The sequence below is a fragment of the Amycolatopsis sp. CA-211722 genome (genome assembly GCF_056828465.1).
The window spans coordinates 1304780-1320274 of sequence record NZ_CP184752.1 but is presented as its reverse complement, the minus strand read 5'-3'; the positions used below and the strand labels follow the sequence as shown (position 1 = coordinate 1320274).

Below are 15495 nucleotides of genomic sequence, written 5' to 3'. Positions count from 1 at the left end.
GCGAAAACTTATGACAACTCCTCGGCTAACGACAACCGAAGCGGTACCCTGAACTAAGCGAGCGCTTAGTCAGCGCTAGGTCACTGTCGAACAGGAGCGGGCTGACCATGGATTTCTCTCTGAGCGTCGAGGAACGCGAGGTGCGCGACTGGGTCCGCACGTTCGTCCAGCGCGACCTCATGCCGCGTGAGCAGGAGGTGCTGCGCCGCGAACGCGCCGGTCAGCCCGGCCTGACCACCGACGAGCTGCGCGAACTCCAGCTGAAGGCCAAGGAATCCGGTTTCTGGGGTGTGCAGACGCCGGAGGAATACGGCGGCATGGGCCTGTCCGCGGTGATGACCGCGCTGCTGGAGGCCGAACTCGGCCGCACGTTCGTGCCGTTCCGCTTCGGCGGCGCCGCGGACAACATCCTGTACTACGCCAACGACGAGCAGAAGGAGCGCTACCTGCTCCCGACGATCTCCGGCGAACGCAAGTCGTGCTTCGCGATCACCGAACCCGGCGCGGGGTCGGACGCCAAGGCCATCCGGACCTCCGCCCGCAAGGACGGCACCGACTGGATCATCAACGGCGAGAAGACCTTCATCACCGGCGGTAACGAGGCCGACTTCGTGATGGTCTTCGCGATCACCGATCCGGAGAAGGGCGCGAACGGCGGCGTCACCTGTTTCCTCGTCGACCGCGACGCCGGCTGGAAGTCCGAATACATCGACACCATGGGCGAATGGGGCCCGGCCGCGCTCGTCTTCGAGGACGTCCGCGTGCCGGAGACGCAGATCCTCGGCGAACTCGGCCACGGTTTCGACCTGGCCATGCAGTGGATCGGCGCCGGCCGGTACCTGCTGCCCGCCCGCGCGATCGGCTCCTGTGAACGGCTGATCTCCATGGCCATCGAGCACGCGAACACGCGGGAGACGTTCGGGCAGAAGATCGCCGAGCGCCAGGCCATCCAGTGGATGATCGCGGATTCCGGCACCGAGCTGGAGGCGCTGCGCTGGCTGGTGCTGCACGCCGCCTGGCAGGTCGACCAGAAGCTGGACTCGCGGCACGCGCAGTCGATGGCGAAGCTCTATGGCGGGGTGAAGGCGAACGAGATCGTGGACCGGGTCCTGCAGATCCACGGCGGGATGGGCTACACGCGGGAACTGCCGGTCGAGCGGTGGTACCGCGAACTGCGGCTGCTGCGGATCTACGAGGGCACCGACGAGATCCAGCGCCGGACCATCGCGCGCAACCTGCTCAAGGGGCACGTCAAGGTCGGCGGCACGCTGGGCTGACGGGTACCCCAGGGTCGCCGCTCCCGGCCGAGTGAACTCGACCCTCACGCTTGCCCAAGTACGTGAAGGCCCCCTTCATTGCGCCTAGGTACATGAAGGGGGCCTTCACGTACTTCAGGCGAGCGCGGGCCCCGTGACGCGATGAAGGGGTCTTTCATCGCGAAATTCGCGATGAAAGACCCCTTCATGTCGGCTCTAGTCTTCCTTCTGGTTCCGCATCGCGATCGGGACCCCGGCCAGGTCCTCCTCGTTGCAGAGAAGTTTCACGTCGTAGTAGGGCGAACCCTTGCGGTCGTCGTAGTCCAGATGGACGGCCAGCACATCGACCGGTTCCCCGAGCCACTCCTGAGCCTGGCGTAGCCATGTCGCGCACCGTTCGAGCGCCGTGGGCAGGTCGTCGTCCCGGAATCCCACCGGGCGGTAGGGGACGTCCTGCACCTGATCACGGGGGTTCGAAGGCACCGGCAACGCCGGCGAGAGACCCGAGTCGTCCAGTTCGAGTTGGATCGTTTGCTCAGTCACCCTTCGAGCGTCCCCCAGAGAAGCCGTCTGAGCAAGGCGTACCGGCCTAAAGGCGCCGCTAAACGGGCACTCGCCACACTCCTGAGACCACTTCACGGCAGTTTTGCAACGCGGCGACGTCCAGCCTGCCTTCACAGGCGAGCGCCCGCAGCGCCAGTTCCGCGTAGTGCGCGGCCAGCTGGTCCAGGGTGAGCGGCCCCGTCGGCGAATACCAGCGCGCGACGCCGCTGCACATCTCCACCAGTGCGAGCCGGGTGACCGAAGGCTGGTCGGTGTGGAAGACGCCCGCCGCGACACCGTCCTCGATGGCGTCCGCCCACAGCCTTTCGTAGGCGTCGCGCAGCCCCACCACCTCGGCCCTGGCGCCGGGGGTGAGCGCGTGGACCTCGTTGTCCACCACGCGGGTGTCATCCGGTTGGATGGCGTGCGCGAGCACGTGCAGCGCGACCAGGGAGCCGAGCCGCGAAACGGGATCGGCGAGCCCGGCGGTCGCCCGCTCGGCCGCGTCGAGCAGGCGCCGCAGCGACTCGTTCATGATGGCGACCAGCAGATCCTCTTTGGTGCCCATGTAGTGGTACAGGCTGGCGGACGACAGTTCCGCCTCCTGCGCCAGATCCCGGATTCCGGTGCCGTGGAACCCCTTGGCGGCGAACAGTTTCACCGCCGCCTGCCGGACCCTTTCCCGGGTGCTCACAACCATGACTCGGTGGTCCTGTCCCAAGAACCGGCGCGAAGGTCGCCCGCCTTCTTGAGCTCACCCTTCGCGACCCGTTCCGACGGTGTCATCGGCAGTTCCGGCACGACGACCCAGAATCGGGGAACCTTGAAGTAGGCCAGTTTCGCCGAGCAGAACTCCGCCAGTTCGGCCGGTTCGCACCGGTGTCCCTCGTTCTCGTCGAGGACGATGTACGCCTTGACCTCTTCGCCGCGGATGTCGTCCGGCACCGCGACGACGGCGGCGAGCTTGACCGCCGGATGCAATTGCAGCGCCCGTTCGACCTCGTCTGCGGAGATGTTCTCGCCGCTGCGGCGGATCATGTCCTTCGTGCGGCCCACGTAGTACACGCGGCCTTCGCCGTCCATTGTGGCCAGGTCGCCGGTGTGGAACCAGCCGCCGTCGAACGCGCGCCTGGTCGCTTCGGGATCGTCGTGGTAGCCGTGCATCAGGCCGATCCCGCGGATCAGCAGCTCGCCGGTTTCCCCGCGCGGCAGGGGTTTCCCGTCGTCGCCGGCGATCATCACCTCGCGGGCGGCCGTCGGCCTGCCCAGGCAGCCGGTGCCGACGGTCTCCTCGTGATCCGCCGGGTACATCCGGATGTCGCCGCCGGTCTCGGTCATGCCGAAGGCCTCGTACCAGGGCGTGCCCCAGCGTGCTTCGAGTGCGGCGTGCAGGTCGCGCGGGATGGCCGAAGCGCAGATCGCGCGGACCTGGTGCGCCTTGTCCAGCTCGCTTTCCGGCTGGCGCAGCAGGAGGGTGGGCATCAGGCCGAGGCAGTAGAACCAGGTGACGCCGTGTTCCCGGATCTTGTCCCAGAACGTCGACGGGTGGAAGCGGTCGAGCACCACCAGGGTCGCGCCGCCGGCGAGCCCCAGCGCGACGTTCCACTGTGGATCGATGTAGTGGAACGGTTGCGCGGTCAGGATGACGTCGTCCGCGCCGACGGACGGATAGTCCGTGGCCAGGCCGATCGCGAGGGTCGTCCAATACCGGTTCGGCAGGACGCAACCCTTGGGCGCGCCCGTCGTTCCCGAGGTGTACTGGATGTTGACCGGACGTTCGGCTTCGGACCAGAAGGTCATCCAGGCGCCATCCTGGGGCGCCACGAGTTCGCCGGGCGTGACGACGTGTTCCAGCGAGGTCTCCGGAGCGATCTTGTTCAGCAGCTCCAGGAATTCCTCGGCGGCCACGGCGAACCTGGCGCCGGAGTGCCGGAGCACGTGGGCGCCGTCGAACTCGCGGTACCCGGTGTTGACCGGCACGAGCACGGCGCCGATCTTGGCCAAGGCCAGCCACAGCAACGGGAACTCGGGCTGGTTGCGCAGCATCACCGCGACCCGGTCGCCCGGTTCCACGCCGAGTTCCAGCAGCGCCCGGGCGAATTCGGTGCTGCGCGCGTCGACGTCGGCGAACGTGAAGCGCTCCCCGGTGGAGTCGAAGATCCACGCCGTCCTGTCCGGCCAGAGCGCGGCGGCCCTGGTGGTCAGGCCGAGGAGGGTGTCGATCCCGGCGAGCGAGGTCATGCCCGGCTCCGGAACGCCTCGGCCGAGGCGGCGACCTCGGCGGAGTGCTCGGTGATCAGCGCGTGGCTGACTTCGAGTTCGAGCGCGGCGTCGAGGGAGCTGTCGATACCGGAATCGAGGGCACGTTTGGCCATCGTGGCCGCGGCCGCCGGATGCGCGGCGATCTTGGCCGCCCACGCCAGCGCGGTGTCCATCAGGTCGTCGACGGGCAGGGCGGCGTTGACCAGGCCGAGCTTGGCCGCCTCGGCGCCGCTCACGCGTTCGCCCAGCAGCAGGAGCTCCTTGGCCTTCAGCGGGCCGACCAGCAGCGGCAGCAACCGCGACGCCGCGCCCGTGACGCTCAGGCCCAAGGAGACCTCGGGGAAGGCGAACACCGCGTCGTCGGCGGCGAGGATCAGGTCGCAGCCCATCGCGAACTCGGCGCCCGCGCCGATCGCGTAGCCGTGGACCGCCGCGATGACGGGCTGGCGGAGCCCGCGAAGGCGACGTGTCACGTCCTGTAGCCGGTCGAGCCGCGGGCGTGAATCCCCCGGCGGGGTGGGCTCCTTCAGGTCGTGACCGGCGCAGAACGCGCGTCCCCGGCCGGCCAGCACGACGGCGCGCGCGTCCGACTTGGCGGCCGCGTCGAGCGCCTCCAGCAGGTCGTCGACCAGTTCGGCGACCACCGCGTTCAGCCGTTCGGGGCGGTTCAGCCAGATGACCGCGATTCCGTCGTCGAGTGCGTAGTCCACGGTGCTCATGTCGCCGAGCCTAGACGACCGATCGATCGATCGATAGGGTCGGATCCATGCGGGTCGACACGGTCTACGAGAACGCCCGATTCCTCACCGGGACGGAGGAATCCGTAGCACTTGCGGTGCTGAACGGGCGAATTGTCGCATTGGATGACGATGCCACCGCGCTTTCCGCGAAGCGCCGGGTGGATCTCGGCGGTTCGGTGGTGGTGCCCGGATTCCATGACGCGCACAACCACATGGCGTGGTTCGGCATGGCGCTCGACGACGTCGCGCTCTCGGATTGCCGCAGCGTCGACGAGGTGTACGACGCCGTCGCACGGCGCGCGGCCGAAACCCCGCCGGGTGGCTGGATCATCGGCAGCGGCTACGACCAGAACAAGCTCGCCGGCGGCCACCCGACGAGGCAGGGGCTCGATCGCGCCGCTCCTGGCCACCTCGTGCGGCTCAAGCACACGTCCGGGCATATGACCGTGGTCAACTCCGCGGTGCTGGAGCGACTGGATCTGGGCAACGTGCCCGTCGGTGGCGACGTCGTCCGCGACGAGGACGGTTCGCCGACCGGGCTGCTGCGGGAGCAGGCCCAGCTCCTGCTGCGGCCGCTGACCTACCCGACGCCGGTGGAGCGGGTCGTCCGCGGCCTGGACAGGGCGAGCGAGCGGTACCTGGCCGAGGGCATCACGAGTGTCCAGGAGGCCGGGATCGGCGGGGGCCTCGTGGGGGAGACCCCCGCCGAACTCGCCGCGTACCAGATCGCGCGCGAACGCGGGGTGCTGCGCGTGCGGAGCACGGTGATGGTCGCGGCGAGCGTGCTCCACGACCTCGATGCGGGCGCCGGCTTCGGCTTGGACCTGGGGATGCGCACCGGGTTCGGCGACGAATGGCTGCGGATCGGCGCGATGAAGCTGTTCGCCGACGGCTCGTTGATCGGCCGGACCTGCGCGATGCACGAGCCGTTCGCGGGCGAGCCGGACAACGTCGGCTACTTCCAGGTGCCCGAGGACGAGATCGCGCGGACGATCGCCGCCGCGCACAGGGCGGGCTGGCAGATCGCGACGCACGCCATCGGCGACCGCGCGATCACCGTCGTCCTCGACGCCTACGAGGCCGCGCTGAAGGCCGACCCGCGGCCCGGCCACCGGCACCGCATCGAGCACTGCGCGGTGCTGCGGCCCGAGGAGCTGAAGCGGCTGGCGTCGCTGGGGCTCATCGCCTCGCCGCAGGGCCGGTTCGTCAACGAGATCGGTGACGGTATGCGGGCCGCGCTGGGGCCGGAGCGCGAGCCGTGGTGCTATCGGCTCAAGAGCCTGCTCGACGCGGGATGCGTGCTCCCGGCCAGCTCGGACCGTCCGGTCGTCGAGGGCGCGCCGCTGCTCGCGCTGGCCGACATGGTGCGGCGGAAGACCGCGTCCGGGGTCGTGCTGGGGCCCGACGAGCGGCTCACTCCCGCCGAAGCGCTGCGCGCGTACACGTACGGGTCCGCGTACGCCGCTTTCGCCGAGAAGGACCTGGGCACGCTGGAGATCGGCAAGCTCGCCGACTTCGCCGTCCTCTCGGCCGACCCGACCGACGAGTCCACTTTGGATTCGATCACCGTCGTCGCCACCGCCGTCGGCGGCGACATCGTCTACGAACGGAGCTGAGACCCATGCCGGTACGGGACGCGGTCGCGGACGACATCGAGGAGATCTGCGCGCTCATCGAGGAGCACGCGGTCTACGAGGACAAACACGATCTGAAGCTCGACCGCCAGGAGATGGCCGGGTTCCTCTTCGGGCCCGATCCGAAGGCCTGGGTACTGCTGGCCACCCCTCCGGGTGAACCGGGCAAGATCGCGGGGTTTGCCTTCTGCAGCTGGAACTTCTCCACCTGGGAGGCCCGGCCGGGGATCTGGCTCGACGATCTCTTCGTGCGCCCGGACCACCGCCGCTTCGGCCTCGGGCGGGAGCTGCTCGACGAACTGGCCGCGCGGTCACCCGGCCGGGTCGAATGGGACATGCAGGAGGGCAACGAGAAGGGTGAGGCGTTCTACGCCCAGCTCGGCGCCGACCCCGTCCCCGGCTGGATCCGGTACCGCTGGCGACCGCACGCTGGGTGAGTCGCGGATGAGCGGCAAGCCGTAAACTCGCACGCATGGGTGAAGGGGCAAGCCGCAGGTCGTCGTCCGTGGAGGACTACGTCCGGGTGATCTACGGGCTGGTGGAACGCGGTGAGGCCGTCACCAACACGTCGCTGGCCGGACGGCTGGAGGTCAGCCCGTCCTCGGCGTCCGGAATGGTCACCAAGCTGTCCCAGCTCGGGCTGGTCGCGCACGTCCCGTACCGGGGGATCGAGCTGACCACCGACGGCAGGCTCCTCGCCCGCTCCGTGCTCCGCCGCCATCGGCTGATCGAGACCTACCTGGTGTCCGAACTCGGCTACACCTGGGACGAGGTGCACGCCGAGGCCGACGCGCTCGAACACGCGGTGTCCGACAGGCTCGTCGAACGGATCGCCGCGAAGCTCGGCAACCCGGTCCGTGACCCGCACGGTGACCCCATCCCCGCGCCCGACGGCAGCGTCGAGGAGATGCCGATGCGTATCCTCGACGACCTCCCGCCCGGCGCGGTCGGCGAGATCGTCCGCGTCTGGGACACCGATCCGGAGCTCCTGCGCTACCTCACCGAGCACTCCATCGGCCTCGGTGAGCGGATCGAGGTCGTCGAGCGCCAGCCGTTCGGCGGCCCGATGGTGGTCAAGGTCGGCTCGCCGCCGGACGCGGCGACCCACGCGATCGGCAAGGAGATCGCGCAGGCGCTGTCGGTCGCGCTGCGCTGAGCCGTGTCCACTGTGGACGTGGAACGGCCGGGGTGGGAATTTTCCCTACGTCTCTGCATTATTACGTCACCCGCCTGCCGCGCCGATAGGTGATCGAAGACCCTTCCGATCATGTGGTCCCGCGCCTAGGCTGCGCTATTCCGGGTGGCTAGCGAGCGTACGAAGGCGATGAAGATGACCGGTCAGCGGACACACACCATCGACCGGGGGGTGGCGGAAGGACGTGAACTCAGGCGGCTGCTGGAGACGGGGCCGTTCGCGGACGCCCTCAGGGCGGCGATCAGGGCGAGGGGCCTCGGGCTCGATCGGATCCGGTACCGGCTCAGGGGGCGGGGGTGCTCGGTCAGCCTCGCGACGCTGAGCCACTGGCAGTCCGGCCGGTGCCGTCCGGAACGGCCGGAATCCCTGCTGGTGCTGAAGAATCTCGAGGAGGTGCTCGGGGTTCCGCCGGAGTCCCTGTCCCGGCTGCTGGGGCCGCCGCGAGGGCGGACTGCCCGGTGTACGGTGCCCGGCGAGGGCATCGTGATGCCGAGAGGCCGGGACACGTAAGGAGCGCGAGTGCGGGCGGTCGTCTTCGAGGAGTTCGGCGTGCTGCCCGAGGTACGCGAGGTGCCGGATCCGGTCGCGCCGCCGGGCGGGGTGGTGATCGCCGTCGACGCGACCGGGGTATGCCGCAGCGACTGGCACTCCTGGCAGGGGCACGACACGTCGGTGAAACTGCCGCACGTCGCCGGGCACGAACTCGCCGGCCGGATCGCGTCGCTCGGCGAGGGCGTGCGCGGCTGGTCGGCAGGCGACCGGGTGACGGTGCCGTTCGTCTGCGCCTGCGGCACCTGCGCCCAGTGCGCCGCCGGTGACCAGCAGATCTGCGACCGCGAGTTCCAGCCTGGCGCGACCCACTGGGGCTCGTTCGCCGAGTACGTCGCCATCGAAAACGCCGAGGTCAACCTCGTGGCGCTGCCCGATGCGCTGTCGGCGGCCGAGGCGGCGGCGCTGGGCTGCCGGTTCGGGACGGCGTTCCGGGCCGTGCTGCGCCAGGGCGGGGTCCGGCCGGGGCAGCAGGTCGCGGTGTACGGCTGCGGTGGTGTCGGTGTCTCGGCGATCCTGCTGGCCGTCGCGGCCGGTGCGTCGGTCGTCGCCGTCGACCCGTCCCCGCCGGCCAGGGCGCTGGCCGTGCGGATGGGGGCCTGGTCGGCCGTCGATCCGTCCGCGTTCGACGGGCACGAAGCCGTGGCGGCGCACGTCCGCGAGCTGACCGGCGGCGGCGCGCACGTCTCCCTCGACTGCCTCGGTTCGCCGACCACCTGCGCCGCCTCGATCGGCAGCCTCCGGAAGCGGGGACGGCACGTGCAAGCCGGGCTGATGCCGCCCGCGCAGGGGATCGCGCCGATCCCGATGCACCGGGTGATCGGCGGGGAGCTGGAGATCGTCGGCATCCACGGGCTGCAAGCGCACGAGTACCCCGAGATGCTCCGGATGGTGGAGACGGCCGGGATCGACCTCGAAGGCATGATCGGCGACCGGGTCGGCCTCGACGACGTCCCCGCCGTCCTCACGGCGATGAACGACCCGGTCCCCGCGCGGGCCGGGGTGACGGTGGTCGAATTCGCACGGTGACCGGGTGAACGCACTGCGGTCAACTGGCCGATCGGAGTAGTCCGAAAGGTGGCTTCTCCTGGCTTTTTGTGGCAGCTTGCTTGCCCGTGACAGTCATGGATGCTCCGTCCCGGCCCGGGTTCGGCCGGTCCGTGCTGCGCTGGTTCGCCGCGGCGGGTGTCCTGGTGCGGGGCCACCGGATCATCGGCGCGCGCCCTGGCAGACTCGACGCGTGGACGCGCTGATCCCTCGCCCGCGGACCGAAGTCGCGCCCAGTGCGGTGCATGTCCCCGGCTGGCTCGACCTCGACGGACAACGCCGTCTGGTCGAAGCGTGCCGAGGCTGGCGTGGCTACCGGCGGACGCGGTTGCCCAACGGCGGTGTCATGTCGGTGCGGACGGTCTGCCTCGGCTGGCACTGGCATCCGTACCGGTACTCGAAGGTGACCGCGGACGGCTCCCCGGTGCTGCCGTTCCCTTCGTGGCTGGGCGATCTGGGGCGACGGGCCGTCGCCGACGCCTACGGGGTTTCGTCGTACGAGCCGGACATCGCGCTGGTGAACTTCTACGACTCCGCCGCCAAGATGGGGCTGCACCAGGACAAGGACGAGGCCTCGCTGGAGCCCGTCGTGTCGCTGAGCCTGGGGGACGCTTGCGTCTTCCGGTTCGGGAACACGGTCGATCGCGGGCGGCCGTACACGGATGTGGATCTGCGGTCGGGGGACCTGTTCGTGTTCGGCGGGGAGTCGCGGCTGGCCTTCCACGGGGTGCCCCGGATCCTGCCGGGGACCGCGGATCCGGCGCTGGGGCTGGTGGGGCGGCTGAACATCACTTTGCGGGTCTCGGGCCTCGTGAGTGGTAAGGACGGTTAGGGCCTTGGGGTGCTGGGCTTCGCAGGAGGTTGCGAAAGCCACTTTCGCAACCTTCAACGTTGCGAAAGTGGCTTTCGCAACGTCGGCCGTGGCCGGGCACGACACACCGCCCCAGCGAGCAAGTCGCGAAAGCCACTTTCGCGACGTCTGATGTCCCGAAAGTGGCTTTCGCGTCACCCCCCCCGAGGTCTTCAACCGACCGGACTTGGGATCAACAGCGGCCTGGAGCCAGCAGAACCGTCACGAGAGCCGGAACCGCACGCGCTGCCCCGGCCGCACCTGCGCGGCCAGATCCAGATCCGCCTCCTCCACCACCGCGATCACCGGATAGCCCCCGGTCACCGGGTGGTCGGCCAGGAACAGGATCGGCTGCCCCGAAGGCGGGACCTGCACCGCGCCCGGCACGGCGGCCTCGGGCGGCAGCTCGCCATCACGGGCCCGCGACAACACCGGGCCGTCGAGCCGTACACCCACCCGATCGACGTCGGCCGTGGCGACATAACCGGAAGAGACCAAAGTGGACAGTGCGTCGGGCGCGAACCACGAAACCCGCGGCCCCGGAGTGACGCGCAGAACCGGTACGTCCGGCAAGGGCGCACGAGGAGCGAGATCCACTCCGGGATGAGCCAGTACCTCCTGTCCCATCGGCAAGGTCATCCCCGCCGAAAGCACGGGCGGGCCGAGCTTGCCGAGGGTGTCGGTCGCCCGCGCGCCCAGCACCGGTGGGACGTCGACCCCGCCGCGCACCGCGACATAGCACCGTAAACCGTGAGAAGCCATCCCGAGAGCGAGTTCTTCGCCCGCTCGCAGGGAAATCGGCGAGCCCGGGCCGACAGCCCGCCCGCCGGCGGTGATCGAGCAGGGCGCGCCGGTGACGGCCACGGTCGCCGGAGCGGAGAACCGGACGACCAGGCCGCCCAGCACGCATTCCAGCGCGGCGTGGGTCTCGGGGTTGCCGACCAGCCGGTTCGCCAGCCGCAGCGAACCGCGGTCGGCGGCGCCGGACCGGCCGACGCCGATCGCGGCCAGCCCCGGCCGTCCCAGATCCTGCACGGTGGCGAAGACCCCGGGCCGGACCACTTCGATCTTCGCGGTCATGAAGTGAACCGGATCCGGGTGCCGGGCGCCAGCAGGTTCGGCGGCTCCCGCTCGACGTCCCACACCGGCAGCGAGGTCCGCCCGATCAGCTGCCAGCCGCCGGGGGAGGCGTTCGGATACACCGCCGTGTACTCGCCCGCGATCGCGACCGAACCGGCGGGCACCCGGGTGCGCGGGCTCGTCCGGCGTGGCAGGTGCAGCGCCGGATCGAGCCCGGTCAGGTAGGCGAACCCGGGAGCGAAACCGCAGAACGCCGAGACGTAGGTCCCGTCTTCGTGCCGCCGGACGACCGCTTCGGCCGACATGCCGGAGGCGGCCGCGACGTCGGCCAGGTCCGGGCCGTCGTAGTGCACCGGCACCACGATCTCGGCGGCGTCGCGCGGCTCGATGTCCACTGTGGATCGATGGAGCACGTCTTCGGCGAGCCGGTCGTGGTGGGTGCGGCCGGGGTCGAACCGGACGAGCAGGGTCCGCGCGGCGGGAACCAGCTCGACGACGCCGTCCGGCGGGTCCTGCTCCAGTGACGCGTGCAGCCCGAGCACCTCCGACGGATCGTCGAAGTCGACCATGGCCGCACGCGCCCCATAGGGCAGCACTCGCATCACGCGGCCTCGATGAAGGGTCCGATGTGGACACCGGAGGCGCCGAGGCCCGCGCGGATCCGGCGCGCCAGTTCGACGGCGCCGGGGGTGTCGCCGTGCACGCACAGCGAATGCGGCTGAAGCGCCAGTTCGGTCCCGTCGGCGGCGACGACCTTGCCGGTGGTCGCCATCGCGACCGCCCGCTCGGCCACCTCGCCGGCGTCGTGGAGCACGGCGCCGGGCAGTTTCCGGGAGACCAGAAGGCCTTCGGAGGTGTACGCGCGGTCCGCGAAGGCCTCGGCGTACGCGGGGAGCCCGGCCTTTTCCGCCTGCTTCGCCATTTCCGATCCGGGCGGGCACAGCAGCGCGAGCCCGGGATGGAACCGCCGGATCCCTTCGACCACCGCGGTCGCCTGCTCAGGATCGACCGCCGCCGTGTTGTACAACGCCCCGTGCGGTTTGACGTACCGCACCCGCGAGCCCGCCGCGCGGGCGAACGCCTCCAGCGCGCCGATCTGGTAGAGCACGTCGTCGGCCAGATCGGCGGGGGCGACGTCCATCGCCCGCCGCCCGAAGCCCGCCAGGTCGCGATAGGCGACGTGGGCGCCGATGACGACACCTCGCTCCGCCGCGCGCTCGCAGACACGCCGCATCACCGACGGGTCGCCGGCGTGGAAGCCGCAGGCGACGTTCGCGCTGGTGACGATGTCGAGCATGGCGTCGTCGTCGCCCATCTTCCAGGCGCCGAAACCTTCGCCGAGGTCACTGTTGAGATCCATCAGGCCACCCTGAACTCACTGTCGAGCTTGTCGGTCACGAACATGTAGCCCGGCGCGTGCGTGATCGCGAACGGCGGCCGCGAGGCCATCAATGCCGCCTGCGGGGTCACGCCGCACGCCCAGAACACCGGCACGTCACCGGGTTCCGCGTCGACCGGGTCGCCGAAATCGGGGTGGGCGAGATCGGTGATGCCGAGCGCGGCCGGGTCGCCGATGTGCACTGGCGCACCGTGCACGGCGGGCATCCCGCGGGTGACGCGCACGGCGTCGTCCACGCGATCTTCGGGGATCTGCCGCATCGAGACCACCATCGGCCCGTGCAGCCGCCCGGCCGGGACGCATTCGCGGTTCGTCACGTACATCGCCACGTTGCGGCCCTGATCGACGTGCCGCAGCGGGATACCCTCGGCGGCCAGCGCCGATTCGAAGGTGAAACTGCAGCCGATCGAGAACGCGACCATGTCGCTGCGCCACAGCCCGCTCGCGTCCGCGAGCTCGCCGGACAGCGCGCCGTTCTGCCATACGCGGTACCGCGGCAGGTCGGTGCGCAGATCCGCGCCGGGCGCCAGCCTGGTCGACGGGTCGCCGGGGTCGCTGACGTCGAGCACCGGACAGGGCTGCGGGTTCCGCTGGCAGAACAGCAGGACGTCGTAGGCCCAGTCCTCGGGGACGGCGATCAGGTTGGTCTGGGTGAATCCGTTCGCCCAGCCGGTGGTCGGGCGGGCGGTGCCCGCGCGGAACAGTGCGCGGGCCTCGCCGGGGGACAACGTCGCCGGGTCGTCGAAGGTGGTCATCGCGGTGCCTCCTCTTCCGATTGTGGTCACAGCAGTTCGCGGCCGCGAGTCTCGGGCAGGCCGAGGAGCGCCAGCACGGCGATGCCGTAGCCGACCGCGCCGAACACCATCGCGCCGCCCGCGCCGAGGAATCCGACCACGGCGGGGAACGTGGCACCGATGGCGCGGCCGAGGTTGTAGGTGAAACCCTGCCCGGTCCCGCGCAGCGCCGACGGGTACAGCTCGGCGAGGAAGGCGCCGAACCCGCTGAAGATCGCGGACATCGAGAACCCGAGCGGGAACCCGAGGAACAGCACGAGCGTGTTCGCGCCCGCCGGGATCTGCGTGTAGGCGACGATGAGCCCCGCCGACAGCACCGAGAACAGCAGGAACGTCTTCTTGCGCCCCAGGATGTCCGTCAGGTATCCGCCGGTGACGTAGCCGATGAAGGCACCGGAGATCAGGAACGCGAGATAGCCGCCGGTCCCGATGACGGTGAGGCCGCGGGTGGTCTTCAGGTAGCTGGGCAGCCAGGTCGCGAGGGTGTAGTAACCGCCCTGGACACCGGTGGCCAGCAGCGCGGCGAAGAACGTCGTGCGCAGCAGGTCCGGCTTGAAGATGCCGGCCAGCGAACCGCGTTCCTTCTTCGTGGCGCGGGCCGCTTCGGCGACCGGCGCGTCCTGGACGTTGCGGCGGACCCACAGCACCAGCAGCGCAGGGATGACGCCGGTCCAGAACATGACCCGCCACGCGACGTCCGGGCTCCAGATGCTGAAGACGACGGTGTAGACGACCACGGAGAGCGCCCAGCCGACGGCCCATGCGCTCTGGACGAAGGCGACCGTGCGGCCGCGGTACTTCGCCTGCGAATACTCGGCGACCAGCGCGGCGCCGGCGGCCCATTCGCCGCCGAAGCCCAGGCCCTGCAGGGCGCGGAAGACCAGAAGCGTCTCGAAGTTCGGCGCGAACCCGCAGAGCACGGTGAAGATCGTGTACATCGCGATGGTGAGCTGGAGGGTGCGGACCCGGCCGATGCGGTCGGCCAGGATGCCCGCGCCGATCCCGCCGATCGCCGAGACCACCAGCGTGGTGGTGCCGAGCAGGCCCGCCTCGCCGCCGGAAAGGCCGTAGTAGGCGGTGATCGCGGCCAGGCCCAGCGGCAGGGTCTGGTAGTCGAACGAATCGAGCCCGTATCCGCCGAACGCGCCGACGAAGGCCCGGCGGCCTCGCGAACCGAGCGTGCGGAACCAGGCGAAGGGGCGTGTGTCTTCGGTAGTGGCTGTCGCGTTCATCGGCACCTCCAGAGGTGACTCTCAGGGTGGCACGGGTCACATGGATAGCCACTGTAGGTATTGTTCAACAATTCCACAAGAGGATCCTTGGCTGAGCCTCTTGTGCCTAGGTAGGATCGGTCACGTGACGATCGCGGAGGGTGGTCCTGCCTCGGTAGAAGGACTCGAGGCGGATCGCGGCATGATCAGCCGGACCAGCACGGCCGAAAGGGTCGCGGGCGTACTCCGCACGCGTATCGCGGAAGGCTTCTTCCTGCCCGGCGTCCGGCTGTCGGAGCAGGACATCGGCTCGGCGCTCGGGGTCTCCCGCAACACCCTGCGCGAGGCGTTCCGCCTGCTCACACACGAACGCCTGCTGGCCCACGAGCTCAACCGCGGTGTCTTCGTGCGGGTGCTGCCGGTCGAGGACGTCGTCGACCTCTACAAGGTGCGCAAGGTCGTCGAGTGTTCGGCGGTGCGGGCGGTGACGGAGAAGCCGCCGACGTTCGGGAAGCTCGCGCGCCTGGTCGAGGACGGCAGGATCGCCGAGCGGAGTGAGCGCTGGCAGGATCTCGGCACCGCGAACATCCGGTTCCATTCGGCGATCGCCGAACTGAGCGGCAGCGAACGGATCGACGAGCTGATGCGCGGCATCCTCGCCGAGCTGCGGCTGGTGTTCCACATGATGGCCGACCCGCGGCGCTTCCACGAGCCGTACCTCAAGCGCAACGCGGAGATCCTCGAACGAATCGAGGCCGGCGACGGCCTTGGCGCCGAGAAGCTGCTCGCGCAGTACCTCACCGACGCCGAAAACCAGCTCGTCGAGGCCTACGCCGAGCGCTCCCCCTGACGCGTTTCGTCCTCTAGTTGCGGTAGTTCGCATCCCGAACTACCGCAACTAGAGGACGAAACGCGTCAGAGGGCTGGGGGCTGGG

Annotated in this window: 18 protein-coding genes; 9 read left to right on the top strand and 9 right to left on the bottom strand. The window is 69.9% G+C overall.

Annotated elements, in window-relative coordinates; translation table 11 throughout:
- Positions 1 to 107 precede the first annotated feature (107 nt).
- Complete coding sequence (locus tag ACOCEP_RS06505; RefSeq protein WP_482336299.1) at positions 108 to 1277, top strand: acyl-CoA dehydrogenase family protein; 1170 nt, start codon at positions 108 to 110, stop codon at positions 1275 to 1277.
- A gap of 195 nt (positions 1278 to 1472) precedes the next feature.
- Here the strand turns inward: ACOCEP_RS06505 and ACOCEP_RS06500 are convergent, their stop codons facing one another.
- Genes ACOCEP_RS06500 through ACOCEP_RS06485 form a run of 4 tightly spaced genes read right to left on the bottom strand, consistent with a single transcriptional unit; the run spans position 1473 to position 4780 of the window.
- A complete protein-coding gene (locus ACOCEP_RS06500; protein ID WP_005155958.1) occupies positions 1473 to 1799 on the bottom strand; it encodes a hypothetical protein in 327 nt (108 codons plus the stop codon).
- Between the two features lie 58 nt (positions 1800 to 1857).
- The gene (locus ACOCEP_RS06495) at positions 1858 to 2499 is read right to left on the bottom strand and encodes a TetR/AcrR family transcriptional regulator (protein WP_482336297.1); all 642 of its coding nucleotides are present in this window, start codon (positions 2497 to 2499) and stop codon (positions 1858 to 1860) included.
- A complete protein-coding gene (locus ACOCEP_RS06490; protein WP_482336296.1) occupies positions 2490 to 4040 on the bottom strand; it encodes an AMP-binding protein in 1551 nt (516 codons plus the stop codon). The genes ACOCEP_RS06495 and ACOCEP_RS06490 overlap by 10 nt, the downstream gene beginning before the upstream one ends.
- Positions 4037 to 4780: an enoyl-CoA hydratase/isomerase family protein gene (locus ACOCEP_RS06485; protein ID WP_482336294.1), complete on the bottom strand. Its 744-nt coding sequence runs from the start codon at positions 4778 to 4780 to the stop codon at positions 4037 to 4039. Before ACOCEP_RS06485 ends, ACOCEP_RS06490 begins: the two co-directional genes overlap by 4 nt.
- A 47-nt stretch (positions 4781 to 4827) precedes the next feature.
- Here ACOCEP_RS06485 and ACOCEP_RS06480 point away from each other — a divergent pair, with 47 nt between their 5' ends.
- From ACOCEP_RS06480 to ACOCEP_RS06450, 7 genes are all read left to right on the top strand, one after another.
- On the top strand, positions 4828 to 6417 hold the full coding sequence (locus ACOCEP_RS06480; protein WP_482336293.1) for an amidohydrolase: 1590 nt from the start codon (positions 4828 to 4830) through the stop codon (positions 6415 to 6417).
- A 5-nt stretch (positions 6418 to 6422) separates the two neighbouring features.
- A complete protein-coding gene (locus ACOCEP_RS06475) occupies positions 6423 to 6872 on the top strand; it encodes a GNAT family N-acetyltransferase (RefSeq protein WP_482336291.1) in 450 nt (149 codons plus the stop codon).
- 35 nt (positions 6873 to 6907) lie between these two features.
- Positions 6908 to 7591, top strand: a complete 684-nt coding sequence (locus ACOCEP_RS06470) for a metal-dependent transcriptional regulator (protein WP_192743702.1) — start codon at positions 6908 to 6910, stop codon at positions 7589 to 7591.
- A gap of 168 nt (positions 7592 to 7759) precedes the next feature.
- Entirely contained in the window at positions 7760 to 8140 is a 381-nt protein-coding gene (locus tag ACOCEP_RS06465) for a transcriptional regulator (protein ID WP_482339616.1), read from the top strand.
- A gap of 9 nt (positions 8141 to 8149) precedes the next feature.
- Positions 8150 to 9208, top strand: coding sequence for an alcohol dehydrogenase catalytic domain-containing protein (locus ACOCEP_RS06460; protein ID WP_482336290.1), 1059 nt, complete (start codon positions 8150 to 8152; stop codon positions 9206 to 9208).
- An 86-nt stretch (positions 9209 to 9294) separates the two neighbouring features.
- On the top strand, positions 9295 to 9432 hold the full coding sequence (locus tag ACOCEP_RS06455; protein WP_482339912.1) for a hypothetical protein: 138 nt from the start codon (positions 9295 to 9297) through the stop codon (positions 9430 to 9432).
- Positions 9420 to 10058, top strand: a complete 639-nt coding sequence (locus ACOCEP_RS06450; protein WP_482336289.1) for an alpha-ketoglutarate-dependent dioxygenase AlkB family protein — start codon at positions 9420 to 9422, stop codon at positions 10056 to 10058. Before ACOCEP_RS06455 ends, ACOCEP_RS06450 begins: the two co-directional genes overlap by 13 nt.
- A gap of 240 nt (positions 10059 to 10298) precedes the next feature.
- Here ACOCEP_RS06450 and ACOCEP_RS06445 read toward each other — a convergent pair whose 3' ends face one another.
- The 5 genes from ACOCEP_RS06445 to ACOCEP_RS06425 are packed head-to-tail and all read right to left on the bottom strand — an operon-like array spanning position 10299 to position 14581.
- A complete protein-coding gene (locus tag ACOCEP_RS06445) occupies positions 10299 to 11156 on the bottom strand; it encodes a 5-oxoprolinase subunit C family protein (protein WP_482336288.1) in 858 nt (285 codons plus the stop codon).
- Positions 11153 to 11758: a 5-oxoprolinase subunit PxpB gene (pxpB, locus tag ACOCEP_RS06440; protein WP_482336287.1), complete on the bottom strand. Its 606-nt coding sequence runs from the start codon at positions 11756 to 11758 to the stop codon at positions 11153 to 11155. Before pxpB ends, ACOCEP_RS06445 begins: the two co-directional genes overlap by 4 nt.
- Positions 11758 to 12516 (bottom strand): LamB/YcsF family protein, encoded by a 759-nt coding sequence (locus ACOCEP_RS06435; RefSeq protein ID WP_482336286.1) that lies wholly within the window; start codon positions 12514 to 12516, stop codon positions 11758 to 11760. The genes pxpB and ACOCEP_RS06435 overlap by 1 nt, the downstream gene beginning before the upstream one ends.
- Complete coding sequence (locus tag ACOCEP_RS06430) at positions 12516 to 13310, bottom strand: putative hydro-lyase (RefSeq protein ID WP_482336285.1); 795 nt, start codon at positions 13308 to 13310, stop codon at positions 12516 to 12518. Before ACOCEP_RS06430 ends, ACOCEP_RS06435 begins: the two co-directional genes overlap by 1 nt.
- Positions 13311 to 13336: 26 nt before the next feature.
- Positions 13337 to 14581: an MFS transporter gene (locus ACOCEP_RS06425; protein ID WP_482336284.1), complete on the bottom strand. Its 1245-nt coding sequence runs from the start codon at positions 14579 to 14581 to the stop codon at positions 13337 to 13339.
- Between the two features lie 181 nt (positions 14582 to 14762).
- Here ACOCEP_RS06425 and ACOCEP_RS06420 point away from each other — a divergent pair, with 181 nt between their 5' ends.
- The gene (locus ACOCEP_RS06420) at positions 14763 to 15410 is read left to right on the top strand and encodes a GntR family transcriptional regulator (RefSeq protein WP_482339614.1); all 648 of its coding nucleotides are present in this window, start codon (positions 14763 to 14765) and stop codon (positions 15408 to 15410) included.
- Positions 15411 to 15495: the final 85 nt, after the last annotated feature.